The organism is Alteromonas pelagimontana (genome assembly GCF_002499975.2).
In the GTDB taxonomy this organism is placed as follows: domain Bacteria; phylum Pseudomonadota; class Gammaproteobacteria; order Enterobacterales; family Alteromonadaceae; genus Alteromonas; species Alteromonas pelagimontana.
In genome coordinates this window covers 1,448,063-1,461,570 of sequence record NZ_CP052766.1, presented here as the reverse complement: position 1 = coordinate 1,461,570, position 13,508 = coordinate 1,448,063, and the positions used below count along the sequence as shown (strand labels likewise).

12 protein-coding genes are annotated in these 13,508 nt (G+C 51.1%); 6 read left to right on the top strand and 6 right to left on the bottom strand.

Annotated elements, in window-relative coordinates:
• Positions 1–42: 42 nt before the first annotated feature.
• The 3 genes from CA267_RS06595 to CA267_RS06585 all read right to left on the bottom strand — a co-directional run bounded on the left by CA267_RS06595 (position 43) and on the right by CA267_RS06585 (position 3,788).
• A complete protein-coding gene (locus CA267_RS06595) occupies positions 43–1,200 on the bottom strand; it encodes an exo-beta-N-acetylmuramidase NamZ family protein (RefSeq protein WP_075608223.1) in 1,158 nt (385 codons plus the stop codon).
• Positions 1,201–2,136: an N-acetylmuramic acid 6-phosphate etherase gene (gene murQ, locus CA267_RS06590; protein ID WP_075608224.1), complete on the bottom strand. Its 936-nt coding sequence runs from the start codon at positions 2,134–2,136 to the stop codon at positions 1,201–1,203. It abuts the gene before it with no gap.
• A gap of 71 nt (positions 2,137–2,207) precedes the next feature.
• Positions 2,208–3,788, bottom strand: coding sequence for a sodium:solute symporter (locus CA267_RS06585; RefSeq protein WP_075608225.1), 1,581 nt, complete (start codon positions 3,786–3,788; stop codon positions 2,208–2,210).
• Positions 3,789–3,934: 146 nt separating this feature from the next.
• Here CA267_RS06585 and alr point away from each other — a divergent pair, with 146 nt between their 5' ends.
• Positions 3,935–5,020: an alanine racemase gene (alr, locus tag CA267_RS06580; RefSeq protein WP_075608226.1), complete on the top strand. Its 1,086-nt coding sequence runs from the start codon at positions 3,935–3,937 to the stop codon at positions 5,018–5,020.
• A 90-nt stretch (positions 5,021–5,110) separates the two neighbouring features.
• Positions 5,111–5,893 carry a ZIP family metal transporter gene (locus tag CA267_RS06575; protein ID WP_075608227.1) on the top strand — a complete coding sequence of 261 codons (783 nt, stop codon included), beginning with the start codon at positions 5,111–5,113 and terminating at the stop codon, positions 5,891–5,893.
• 21 nt (positions 5,894–5,914) lie between these two features.
• Here the strand turns inward: CA267_RS06575 and CA267_RS06570 are convergent, their stop codons facing one another.
• The gene (locus CA267_RS06570) at positions 5,915–7,081 is read right to left on the bottom strand and encodes a DUF819 family protein (protein WP_075609965.1); all 1,167 of its coding nucleotides are present in this window, start codon (positions 7,079–7,081) and stop codon (positions 5,915–5,917) included.
• A 949-nt stretch (positions 7,082–8,030) separates the two neighbouring features.
• Here CA267_RS06570 and CA267_RS06565 point away from each other — a divergent pair.
• The 4 genes from CA267_RS06565 to CA267_RS06555 are packed head-to-tail and all read left to right on the top strand — an operon-like array spanning position 8,031 to position 11,255.
• Positions 8,031–8,534 (top strand): CinA family protein, encoded by a 504-nt coding sequence (locus CA267_RS06565; RefSeq protein WP_075608228.1) that lies wholly within the window; start codon positions 8,031–8,033, stop codon positions 8,532–8,534.
• A complete protein-coding gene (locus CA267_RS06560) occupies positions 8,531–10,585 on the top strand; it encodes an NAD(+) synthase (protein WP_075608229.1) in 2,055 nt (684 codons plus the stop codon). Before CA267_RS06565 ends, CA267_RS06560 begins: the two co-directional genes overlap by 4 nt.
• A gap of 13 nt (positions 10,586–10,598) precedes the next feature.
• Positions 10,599–10,760 (top strand): hypothetical protein, encoded by a 162-nt coding sequence (locus CA267_RS19225; RefSeq protein ID WP_408609411.1) that lies wholly within the window; start codon positions 10,599–10,601, stop codon positions 10,758–10,760.
• Positions 10,761–10,787: 27 nt separating this feature from the next.
• A complete protein-coding gene (locus tag CA267_RS06555; RefSeq protein WP_408609410.1) occupies positions 10,788–11,255 on the top strand; it encodes a hypothetical protein in 468 nt (155 codons plus the stop codon).
• Positions 11,256–11,570: 315 nt separating this feature from the next.
• On the opposite strand, the gene CA267_RS06550 is transcribed toward CA267_RS06555, so the two are convergent.
• Positions 11,571–11,867 (bottom strand): DUF819 family protein, encoded by a 297-nt coding sequence (locus CA267_RS06550; RefSeq protein ID WP_170669025.1) that lies wholly within the window; start codon positions 11,865–11,867, stop codon positions 11,571–11,573.
• 517 nt (positions 11,868–12,384) lie between these two features.
• A complete protein-coding gene (locus CA267_RS06545; protein ID WP_075608231.1) occupies positions 12,385–13,467 on the bottom strand; it encodes an acyltransferase family protein in 1,083 nt (360 codons plus the stop codon).
• Between the last annotated feature and the right edge of the window lie 41 nt (positions 13,468–13,508).

Sequence of the window (13,508 nt, the reverse complement as noted above, 5' to 3'; positions counted from 1 at the left end):
TGCGTCTGATTTAAGCCGAGTACAGGAGATTTTAAGCAGCGCTTATTGTTCAGGGTACAGCAAGTAAGGCTTGCGCTGTGCAATAAACGCTTGAATATCGGTGCGCCAGCCAGCTTTAATTGCGGTTGCACTTTCACCGGCTTCAATGGCTTTTCGCAGTTTATCCGTGCCGCTAAGTTTATCCATAAAATCTGGATGGATAAAAAAGGGTTCGCCAGCGTCTTTAAACTGATGATACGTTTTTACCAGTAATGCTAAATCTAAACCTTCAATGGGCGTATTTCGCAAATCACGTCCCCGCACTTTCTTGCCTTCTAGCTTTGGGTGTAGTGCTATTCCAGGAAGGCTTTCGGGAGTAAAAGTAAAATCTCCCAAGGGTACGGTATCGTGCCCGATTATCTGAAAAGGAAGAGCGGTTCCCCGTCCAACGCTAACCGCGGTGGCTTCAAAAAAACACAGTGACGGATAAAGCCTTACCGCTTCAGCGTTCGGTAAGTTTGGGCTTGGGGGCACCGGCAATACATAAGCCTGAGCTTTTGCGTAATCCTTCACGGGTACCACACGTAAATCGAGCTGCTGCGCCTGATTTATCCAGCCTTCACCCTTAATCATCTGGGCAAGTTCGCCAATTGTCATGCCATGCAATACGGGAATAGGATCTATGCCAACAAAAGATTGAAAACCCGATTCGCGTACAGGGCCATCGACAAAACGACCATTAGGGTTCGGACGATCAAGCACCAATAACGGAATGTTTTGCTCGGCAGCGGCTTCCATAACGTAATGCAGCGTGCTGATATAAGTGTAAAAACGCGCGCCCACATCCTGAATATCGAAAATCAGGATATCTACGTCTTTGAGCATGGTGGAGGTGGGTTTCTTGGTCGCGCCGTATACCGACAGTATCGGTAAGCCGGTTTTTCCATCACGAGCATCATTGATAGCTTCGCCCGCGCCAGCCTCACCCCGAAAGCCATGTTCTGGAGCCAGCACTTTCACTACGTTAATCTTGCGCGCCAACAGGTGATCTACCAGGTGAACATCGCCCACGCGGGAAGTTTGATTTACCACCAAAGCCACCCGCTTATCCTGTAGTAAAGGCATATATTGGCTGGGTCGCTCTGCTCCTACAGTGATAGCCGCTGCTTGTAGACTTAGCAGAGTGGATGCCAGGATAAAAATCGTTAGCCAGCGCCGCATTTACTGCCTCTGGACCGCGCGGCGTAAAAAGCCATTATGATCATGTAGCGCAGCTTCCGCATCTTCGGCATTGGTGTCGGTCAACAACATAAGAATGGCGACTTTGGCCCGATTACCTGAGGCAAGTAACGCTTGTGTTGCAGTTGCCTTATCGCAGTCAGTCGCTTGCATAACAATATGTATCGCGCGCGCCTGTAACTTTTGGTTGGTTGCATTTACGTCTACCATAAGATTTTGATAGGTTTTGCCCAGGCGAATCATGCTGGCGGTACTTAACATATTCAACACCAGCTTTTGCGCAGTGCCGGATTTCATGCGGGTTGAGCCGGTAAGGCACTCAGGCCCCACAATAGGGCAGATACCATTGTTCGCGACATCCATCAGCAGCGAACCCGGGCTACAGGTAATTGATACGGTTTCGCAGCCAAGGCTATTGGCGTACTCAAGTGCGCCTGCAACATAGGGCGTTCGACCGCTGGCAGATAACCCCACTAGTACGTCCTTATCACCAAGCTGGATGGCTTTAACATCTTCGACGCCTTGTACTTTGTTATCTTCTGCGCCTTCTACGGCGTGCTGAATCGCTTTTTCGCCGCCCGCAATTACACCGCAAACCAGGCTGTCGGAGACACTGAACGTAGGGCGACATTCCACTGCATCCAGAATACCCAACCGGCCACTGGTACCTGCACCGATATAAATAAGCCTGCCGCCCGCCTGCAGCTTCTCCACAATAGTATCGACTGCGCGAGCAATCTGAGGGATCACCAGCGCTACTGCGGCCGCTACCTTGGCATCTTCCTGATTAATCTTGCGTAAAACGGCTTCTGTGGGCAGCAGATCAATATCCATGGTGTCCGGATTTCTGCCTTCAGAAGCAATTTGATTTAACTGCGCTAATAAATCGGTAGAGCTGGTTGTCTTGTTGGGCTGCATAGTCTGCCTAATGTCAGGTGTTATTGGTGTTGCTTTCTGTCGTCGAAGAAGCTTAAAGTATTCCCTTGTTGCTACGCCAGCTTGTTAGTAGGCGTAGCAGGTGAAGAAGTGCCAGCAATACAAATGAGCGTTGCCAATGCCGTACCTATCACCAGTTGCCAGGTAAACCCGATGCTAATTTGCATAGATTCCGGTAGATAAAGTGTCATTACGTAAGGCTGCATCAACAAGGGTACACAAAATCCCACCACCAGAGCCAGCATGACTGAGGTGCTGTTGCCACGGTTGCTAAACAGTGTGACAAAGTAAACCCCAAGCAGACCACTATAAGAAAACACCATTACTCCCAAAGCAAATTGTAATAGCGGCGTGGCAGTATATTGCTGCCAGTAATAGCACAGACATGCCATCAGCCCTAGGGCTGCAGCCACTATCGCCATTGCCCAGCGTCCTGCTGTGACATAATGGGCTTCATTTAGCTTGATACGGGAGCGCTGTTGCCGCCATGGGCGATAGATATCCTGCACTAACACGCTGGCCATAGAGTTTAGCCCCGAATTAAGCGTTGATAAAGCTGCTGCAATTATTCCTACTGTTACCAGACCTTTGACTCCTGCCGGAATTTCCGTCAGTACGTAGTACATAAATATGGTTACCGGTTTACCTGCAAAGGTGGGAACGGGGCCGCCATCGCTGGCTATTGCCATAATGTCTGGACGTTGATAGTACAGGTAAAGCAACAGGCCGATGATAATGAACAACAGCATAACCGGTATGACCATAATGACGGACATCAGCATGGCTTTACTGCCCTCCCGCGCGCTTTTGCATGTTAGTACCCGTTGCGTCATATCCTGATCCAGCCCGAACGCAGCAATGTTGAGAAGGACAAAGCCAGTCAGTACCGACCAGAGACTGAATACGCCGTCGGGGGAAAAATCCAGGCTGGTATTAATCACGCGTAATTTGGAGGGCTCACCCGGCGCGGGATGTTGCAGCGCAGCAATGATGCCTTCCATACCTACCGGAATGGCATTGTATAACACTATAATTACCGCGCACGCAGCAGCAACATAAATAAACGCCTGTAGTACGTCAGAATAAATTACCGTGCGAATGCCGCCATATACTGTGTACGCCAGGCCCACCAGCGTGATAATCAATGTCGATAAAATCACGCTTGAGCTTTCAATGTTGCCGAACAGAATCATTGCTACTGCTAATGCTGCCATATAAAGCCGGGCGCCACTGGCAAACACCCTGCCAAATAAGTACATGAGCCCGGCCTGGCGTTTTGCCTGCGCGCCAAACCGCTTTTCCAGCAATTCGTAAACGGTATAAACCCGGTTTTGATAAAACTTGGGAATAAGAAATATGGCAACAAAAAACGCCGCGATAAAAGCACCAATGTTGGTCGCCAAATAAGTTAAATCGTTGCGATAACCTTGATCCGGCCCACCCAGAAATGTTGCTGCTGATTGCGAGGTTGCCAGTACAGAAATTGCCACCATCCACATAGGAATGGCACGTCCGCCAAGAAAGTAATCGTCGGCAGAACGGTTTTTTCTGCTAAAAAGCCAACCACTGGCAAATAGCGTCAGCGCGTACAAAAAAAGGACGAGTATGTCGGCAAATGCGTACTGACTCAGCATCAAATTCCTGTTAGCTTTAGATTCTTAAATAGACGGTGAAAGAATAGTTTATTCCGGCAGGCATGTATAGATGGAATTTTATAATGATGATTCCATGGTACACTTGCTGCCTTGCTTTAGTGTAACGACCAGGACCCGAACAGTCGGTGAGCAGACAAACCCAAGCCATCATTCACGCAGATGCCATAATTAGTAATTTTTCCCGCTTAACATCTCTCGCTGTTTCCAGTAAGACTATGGCTGTCATTAAGGCTGACGCATATGGCCACGGGGCGGTAAATGTTGCTCATATTCTTAAAGATCATGCCAGCTGCTTTGCAGTAGCGCTTCTTGAAGAAGCGCGGTTATTGCGAAATAACAATATTACTGCGCCTATAGTTGTGCTGGAAGGGCCGCATCAGGCGCAGGAGTGTGCTCAGGCAAAGCACCTAAATTGCATTTTGGTGGTGCACAACAGGCAACAGCTGCAGTGGCTAAAGCAGCTTCCCAAAGCTGTCAGACCTACGGTTTGGCTCAAGGTGGACAGCGGCATGCACAGGTTAGGCTTTGCCTGTCACGAAGTGGGCGCCATAGTAAATGAGTTTGGTGAGTTTTTTGATAATAATACCGTCCTGGTAACGCATCTTGCATGTGCTGATGATGTTGATAATGCCTTTACTGCACAGCAAATAGCGGCCTTCGCCGACGTTGTAAGGCAGACGCAATTTCCCGTAAGCATCGCAAACTCGCCTGCGACGGTGGGCTGGCCGCAAAGCCATGGCGACTGGAATCGAATAGGACTGGCAATGTTTGGCAGTGAACCGCTGTCACGGGGCGGATCTTCTGTTGCTTTAGCGCCAGCAATGACGCTAGGTGCCAGTGTTATTGCCGTGCGCAAGGTAAAAAAAGGCGAAAGTGTTGGTTACGGACAGAATTGGTACGCCCCGAGAGACAGTATCATTGCTACCGTGGGTATCGGCTATGCCGACGGGTATCCCCGCCATTGTCCTAATGGAACACCGGTATGGGTCAACGGACTGCGGGTTCCGCTAGTAGGGCGGGTATCCATGGACATGATCACAATTGATGTCACCGAGGTAAAAAAGATTGCCTGTGGTGATGCTGTTGAGCTCTGGGGCGCTAATATCTGCATTGATGAAATAGCCAAATGGGCAGGAACGATTTCCTACGAATTGATGACACGGGTTTCTCCCCGTGTTCCGCGAATTGTCGTACCTGATTTTGAAAGGTAAGGGCTACAAAAAATATCGCTGCTTTTTTCACTACTTACTGCACGATTACCAAAGTACCGGTACAATTTTTTATTTTTTAACAGGAATTAAATGGAAGCATCCAGCGTTATTTTGATGGGTTTTACCGCAAGCCTGTGCGCTAGTATGGGGACTACGGTTGGCAGTCTAGGAGTGTTAACCATTCGACACTTGTCCCGGCGAATGGAAGACGGTTTATTGAGCCTTGCTGCGGGTATTATGTTGGCGGCGACATTTTTCTCTCTTTTGCTTCCGGCGCTGGATCACGCTACCGCTGACTACAACAGTGAAATGCTCAGCGCCTTTGTGGTGGCGTTAGGCGTATTGCTGGGAGCGGGAACGCTTTTTTTTATTCACCAGCGTACGCCTCATGAACACTTTAAAACCGGTAGAGAAGGGGCCAGCGCCTCCAGGTTAAGTCGTATCTGGCTGTTTGTGATTGCAATTACGTTGCATAACTTTCCGGAAGGTCTGGCGGTTGGCGTTGGATTCGCTGGTGGTGAGATCACCAACGGAATTTCTTTGGCAGTGGGTATTGGCCTGCAAAACATCCCTGAAGGGCTGGCCGTGTCTGTTGCGTTGCTGTCGGTGGGGTACTCTCCTATGCGCTCGGCGATGATTGGTATTGCGTCCGGCTTAGTGGAGCCAGTGGGGGGACTGGTAGGCGCTGTGGCAGTGTCTACCATGGCAGCATTTATGCCGTGGGCCCTGGCATTTGCGGCAGGGGCAATGCTGTTTATTATTAGTGATGAAATCATTCCCGAAACTCACCAGAACGGTAACCAGAACCTGGCGACATTTTCGCTGCTCTTTGGGTTTGTGATCATGATGATTCTTGATGTGGCTCTTGCTTAATATTGCCCGTGTTCTTTGACATTACACCCCGGCAATAAGCGCCAGCACTTTACCGACAATCAAGCCGCCTGCGGTGCCGACAATATATCCCAGCATCGCCATTAGCACTCCAATAGGAATAAGCGCGCGGGAATAAGACGCTGCCAGAATAGGGGCCGAGGCCACGCCACCGATATTGGCAAGTGACGCTAGCCCACAGGTAAATAAGTCCAGCTTGAAACACTTCGCCAGTAGTACCATAAACGTGCCATGGATAACCAGTATTACCAGCCCTGCCAGAATGTAGATTGGCGCTTGCAGTAATTCGCCAAAATTGGCTCGTGAGGCGATAAGCGCAATGACAAGGTTTAGCAATACCGTTGACAATATTTGCCCGCCTCCAATATGGCGCATTGGCGTCATTGCCGCAACAATGCCGGCGAGCGTGACAATGGCGACAGTCCAGGCAGTGTGGGTAAAGTAGGCCGTGGTAGGCAGCATGGTGGCCAGTGACTGAGACGCGGCAGACACCACAAACGCCGCCGCCAGAAGTACCATGAGATTACCCGCAGAAACGGCAGAGGCCTGTTCAGACTGCTGGTCGAGCCGATTTCCAATATCGGCTAACAGGGAGTCGTCAGCGCCAGTCCATTGGTTAAACCGACGGGCGTAGGGCACAAGTGCCAGCAGTAACATTACCCACAGTGCGTAATCAATAGAATCAATAAGCAGGGTGTAACCCATTGATGCATCGGGTACATTTAAAGCAAGTTGAACGGCAGCCATATTCCCGGTGCCGCCCATCCAACTGCCGCACAACGCTGCAAAGGTTTTCCATGCGTCATCAGCCAGCCCTTGATGAAATAAGGCAAAAGTAACAATAAAAGCTAAGCCAATACTGATTGCTGCCAGCAGAAAGGTAACAATCATCTTCATACCCAGCTTTTTGATTTGTCGCAGATCCGCATCCAGCAACATCAAAAATATCATTGCGGGTAACAAATTGTTTCGTAAAGCTTTGTAGGTGGCATCAATAGTCGGCCCCTGTTGCCACAGGTTTAGCGTGGCACACACCATTACGACAAAATATAACAGTACAATGGCGGGTAAATATTTAAACATCGCCATCTTGCTGCGGGTCTCAAGAAGGTGCAATATAGCGGCGATGGCAAAGAGTGCAGCTATATAACCAAAAGCTGTTGTGATCATGCCATCTCCCGATAATGTCTGGCGCATGAAGTCAGATGCATAACGTTCTAATTTTCTTATTTCGTTACCGCAGACAATAAAGGATTCGCAAGTTCAGCGCAAAAAACCGTGGTGTATTTACAAGTTTGGTGTCTGTAAATACGGATAGTTGAAGGGGAAAGGCAGTTGAGCTTTTCTTATAAACTGCTCTTGTCGATTAACTCTTCGGCGGCTTGTGTTGGGCGGAAACAGTGGCAATATTGTCAGAGGTCTTTTATGCGAACAGGTTACTCACGGCCAAGAGTGAACAGAGGTGTATTTAGCAGGCCCATACCTAAGAAACCTACCAAGTAACGATGAATCAATGCACGTAAAGTATTGTAAAGCCCGTAGAACGTCAACATGCTCTATGGGCTTTTTCGTAAGTGCAGACCAAAACTCTGGCTCAGTTGTTGTTAGAATTTAAAGGAACTCTAATGGAACTGTCCGGCTTGAACAGCAACATACGCCAGCAAATTATTGTCTATTTAGCCTGGTTTCACCGTTTCCGGTAACGTTGCCTTTTCTCTCTTGCTGGGTTAGCCCGTCCACTTCAAGCGCACTTCTAGCTTTTGATCACCTGCTTAAAATACTGCCAGATGTTCTTACCTGCACCCAAAGACAGCTTTTGCGCACTACTGGCTATCTGTGTGACTTATTCAACATATCATGTGAGTTATGGCAAGCCAGAAAGCGTAAAAATTGACGAGTAAACAGGACATGCTACTCATTTTTAATTGAAGGTGGGTGTCCATATTTGCATATGTACATATTTTCATCACTAATTTTTTTCAGCACTGTGAACCGAAAACGTCCCAAACTGAACCGAAAGACAGCCCGAAAGCGTAGTAGATAGCGTTTATTCACCCTATACTTCGAAACCGTTGGGCGCGCTCTATGTCGGCTCGGCGAAAATACACGGAGATCTGCCATGGTCGAGACGCTCGTCACCGACATCCCTGACGATCTGCAGGAGCGCATCTGCAAGGTGCTGAACCGAGCCTGCGATGACGAATGCACGCTGGCCACGGCGGAAAGCTGCACCGGCGGGCTCATCGCTTCGCTCTTCACCGATGTCGAAGGCTGTTCCCATGCGTTCGAGCGGGGCTACGTCGTCTACACCAACAAGTCCAAGACCGACATGCTGGGGGTTCCCTCCGATATGCTCGACGAGCACGGCGCCGTGTCGCGACCTGTCGCGATCGCCATGGCCGAGGGGGCGCTGGCCGCCTCCAATGCGCGTGCGGCATTCTCGGTGACGGGATTTGCCGGGCCCGCGGGCGACGCCGAGGAAGGGCTCGTGCATTTTGCTTGCGCGGTCCGGGATCGGAAGACCGTGCATCGCGAGGAGCATTTCGGTCCCATCGGCCGCAGCGGCGTACGCCTGGCATGCATCGAAGTCGCGATCGAGATGTTCGAGGAGGCGCTAACATGACCGATTTCCCGAGGCCCGAAACCTTCCACTCCCTGCACCGGCACGGCTTCGTCCGGGTCGGCGCAAGCACGCCACGTGTCCGGACGGCGGCCGTAGCCTTCAACTGCGAGGGGATCCTGGAAGAGGCGCACCGCGCGGACGAGGCGCGGGTCGATCTGCTGGTCTATCCCGAACTCTGCGTGTCGTCCTACGCGATCGACGATTTGCATATGCAGACGACCCTGCTGGACGCGGTCGAGGACGCGCTGGCCTATATTGTGTCGGAAAGCGCGGACCTGGCCCCGGTGCTTTTGGTGGGCGCGCCGCTTCGCCATGACGGGCAGCTCTACAACTGTGCCATTGTGATTTCGCATGGCCGAATTCTTGGTGTCGTGCCCAAGTCCTACCTGCCGAACTATCGCGAGTATTACGAAAAACGGTGGTTCTCTCACGGGCGGAATGTCCGGGGACGGACCATGAAGATCGGCGGGCAGGAGGTGCCGTTTGGCAGCGACCTGATCTTCGAGGCCCACGACTTGCCGGGCTTCATCTTCCATGTGGAGATATGCGAAGATTACTGGTCCGCGATCCCGCCCTCGTCGGACGCTGCGCTGGCCGGGGCTGTGATCCTGACCAACCTGTCAGCGTCGAACATCACCATCGGCAAGTCCGACGAGCGGCACATGCTCTGCCGGTCGCAGTCCTCGCGCGCCATGGCCGCCTATGCCTACTCGGCCGCAGGGCCGGGCGAAAGCACGACGGATCTTGCCTGGGACGGGCAGGGGGCTATCTACGAGCTTGGCGATCTCCTGGCGGAATCCGAACGCTTCTCGCTCGATCCGCAGCTTTGCCTTGCCGATATCGACACGCAGCGGATCCTGAACGAGCGGATGAGAACCGGCACCTACGCAGACGCCGCCGAGATGCGCCGGATCGAGTTCCGTCGCGTGAGCTTCGACCACCGGCCGCATTGGCAGGATGCCGGGCTGATCCGCCCGATCCGGCGCTTTCCGTATGTACCCAATCGCCGCAGCCACCTGGACCAGGATTGCTACGAGGCGTTCAACATTCAGGTCGAGGGCCTGCGCCGTCGGTTCGAGACCACCAGCGGCAGCCGCATGATCATCGGGGTGTCGGGGGGGCTCGATTCGACCCATGCCCTGATTGTCGCCGCAAAGGTGTGCGATCAGTTGGGTCTGCCCCGCTCGACGATCCTGGGCTACACGCTGCCCGGCTTCGCCACCGGCGACTCCACGAAGAGCAATGCGTGGAAGCTGATGCGCGCCCTGGGCATCGAGGCGGCCGAGATTGATATCCGCCCCGCCGCGAAGCAGATGCTCAGCGACATGAACCACCCCTTTGCCGGGGGCGAGCCGGTCTATGACGTGACCTTCGAGAATGTTCAGGCAGGTTTGCGGACGGATTACCTGTTCCGCCTGGCCAACCAGAACAGCGGCTTCGTCATAGGCACGGGCGATCTGTCCGAGATGGCGCTAGGCTGGTGCACCTACGGCGTCGGCGACCAGATGAGCCACTACGCGGTCAACACTGGTGTGCCTAAGACGCTGATCCAATACCTCGTCCGCTGGGTGATTCAGACCGAGCAGTTCGACGCAGAGACCAACGAGGTGCTGGACGCGATCCTCGACACGAAGATTTCGCCCGAGCTGGTCCCCCAGGGCGAAGAGGAGGAGCTGCAATCGACCGAGGACAGGATCGGCCCCTACGAGCTGCACGACTTCTTCCTGTTCCACACGATGCGTTACGGCTTGCCGCCGTCGAAGGTGGCGTTCCTGGCGTGGCACGCCTGGCGGGACGCTGAGGCGGGAAGCTGGCCGATCGATTTCCCCGATGCGGCCAAGCGAGAATACAACCTGCCGCAGATCGCCGAATGGCTTCGGGTCTTCGTGCAGCGCTTCTTCGGCTTCAGCCAATTCAAACGCTCGGCCATGCCCAATGGACCCAAGGTCTCGCCTGGAGGTTCGCTTTCGCCTAGGGGCGACTGGCGGGCGCCTTCGGACGCGACAGCCAAACTCTGGCTCGACGAGCTGGAGCGTAGCCTTCCGGACTAAGTGGGGGCGGACATTGGCGCGTGTTTTTGCCATTGATGTGTGTGCTTATGCAGTAATGAGTAATCATACTCACGTGGTATTGCATGTTAATAAGGAGCAAGCGCTAAGCTGGACAGCCGGCGCGGTGTTGCTGCGCTGGCAAAAGCTGCATCAGGGCACGGTATTAACCCAATGATTTGTTAACCAGACAGAACGCGAAGCCATGTCTGATGCCGAAGTAAAAACGGTTGAAGAGATTGCTCAGGTATACCGGCAACACCTTTACGACATCAGCTGGTTTATGCGTTTGCTTAATGAATACATCGCCCGTCAGGCTAATAAAGAAGATAACTGTACCGGGCGTTTCTGGAAAGGGCGTTTTAAGTCTCAGGCCCTACTGGACAAAACCGCTCTGGTCGCGTGTATGGCATATGTCGATTTAAACCCTGTACGCGCGAAAATGGCAGCTACCCCGGAAAAATCCAGCCATACCAGTATTCAAACGCGTATTCGCGCGGTCAGGAATTCTGCGCAACCCTGTAACCTGTTCCCGTTTGCCGGAAACCCAGCACAACCTATGTCCAAAGGTTTACCTTTCCGGTTTCAAGATTATTACAACTTGTGGATGAAACTGGTCGCTATTTTCACCCAAACAAGCGAAGAAAAATTAGCGATAACCTGCCCATTGTAGAATGCGCCGGACTCAGTTCTGTGGTTTGGCACTGGCTGGTTGCCGGTATTGAAACACAGTTTACCACCCGGATCTGTCTGACCACCATCCAGCGTAAGCTCAACCTGCGCATAGGAAGCCAATCCGGTTAGCCCGTCCACCTCAAGCGCACTTCTAACTTTCGATTCCCTGCTTAAAACACAGTCAGACGTACTTACCTGCACTCGAAAGCAGCTTTCGCACATTTGGCTATTTTGTGTGGTTTATCCTCCGCATTATGTGAGTTATAACAAGCAAAAAAGCGTAAAAAATTTACGAGTAAACAGGACATGATTTTTATCTTCCTAAAGGTGGGTGTCCACATTTTGCCTTGATTTGCCGCAGATCCGCGTCCAGCAACATTAAAAATATCATGGTGGGTAAAAGATTGTTTCGTAAAGCTTTGTAGGTGGCATCAATAGTCGGCCCCTGTTGCCACAGGTTCAGCGTAGCGCACACCATTACGACAAAATATAACAGTACAATGGCGGGTAAATATTTAAACATCGCCATCTTGCTGCGGGTCTCAAGAAGGTGCAATATAGCGGCGATGGCAAAGAGTGCAGCTATATAACCAAAAGCTGTTGTGATCATGCCATCTCCCGGTAATGTCTGGCGCATGAAGTCAGATGCATAACGTTCTAATTTTCTTATTTCGTTACCGCAGACAATAAAGGATTCGCAAGTTCAGCGCAAAAGCCTTGGTGTAGTTACCATTTTGATGTTCGTAAATACGGGGAGTTGAAAGGGAAAAGGCCGTTGGCCTCATCCTGCTAACTGCTCTGATCGAATGACACTTCGGCGGCTTGTGTTGGGCGGAAACAGTGGCAATATTGTCAGAGGTCTTTTATGCGAACAGGTTACTCACGGCCAAGAGTGAACAGAGGTGTATTTAGCAGGCCCATACCTAAAAAACCTACCAAGTAACGATTATTTAAAGCACGTAAAGCATTGTAAAGCCCGTAAAATCACAGTAGTTTTACGGGCTTTTTCAGCTTTTGAGCTGCACCAATTGCATTCGATTCAGCCCCGCTAGAGCTTCACGGAACTGGCTTGCCAAAAGCTGAAAAATTTCTTGCGCTGAGTGAGCACATATCAATGCGCACTAGTGTTACAACTTAATAAATATTTTGCGGCGATAGAGCCATAGTGCAACCAGAAAATGCAGCGCCACTACCAGCAGCGCAAAAACTAACGACGCATTATAAGGAGACATTACTGAGGAAAGAAACGTAAAGGACATCTCGTACGCGTTAGTGTCTTTGCCATCTACCTTGAATCGAATAACTTGTTGCAACGTTGCAGCAAACAACCACGACAGTATATAAATAAACAACGGGTTACTGCCAAATATCTGTGCAGCGCTAAATACGCCTTTACCCCAGTTTCGGCTGTTGAAAAATACTATTACTGCCAGCGTTATCCAGCCACATGCGGCCGTTACCAGCACATAAGAACCTGTCCACAGCGGCTTATTAATTGGCTGCCATTGATGCCAGGCAAGACCTAACGCCAGCGCTATAATCGCCCAGATAGCTAACTGTTTTATTTTCTCTTTAGCGCTTTGGTGATGGGATAATGCACTGCTGGTTAAATACCCCAGTAACAGAGTTGCGGTCGCTGGAATGCAGCTCAACAACCCTTCAGGATCAAAAGGAAGACCAAACCCCTTGTACATGTGCGACGCCCCCAGCAAGTAAAGATCCACATCCCTCACCAGATTATTCTCTAGCGTCCAGGCCGGGCTTTGTGTCAACATAACGCCGAAATACCCAATCATCAACACTGCAGTAGCCAGCCAGATCCCCTTATCAGAAAACAAAATAATGATGATTGCGCCCAGGCAATAACATAACGCTATTCGCTGCAGCACACCCATAATTCGCCAGTTGTCGATGTCACTTGTGAAGGGGTAAAAGTTAAGAGACATACCGATAAAAAACAGCAGCGCGGTGCGTTTTACAATCTTTAGCCAGGGAATTTGACTTTTCGGCTGGCGGCTAAGCGAAAAGAACATCGCCGCCCCAACGATAAAAAGGAAAAATGGAAAGATAAGATCCGTCGGTGTTAGACCATGCCAATGGGAATGCAGAAGAGGCGCATAGACATAGGACCAGGAACCGGGGGTGTTGACTAAAATCATTGCCGCAAGGGTGAACCCACGGAAAATGTCCAAACTGCTTTCTCTCTTCATGCGTTTCTCGGCTGAGGTAACGGTTGATATTTCGAATTAAA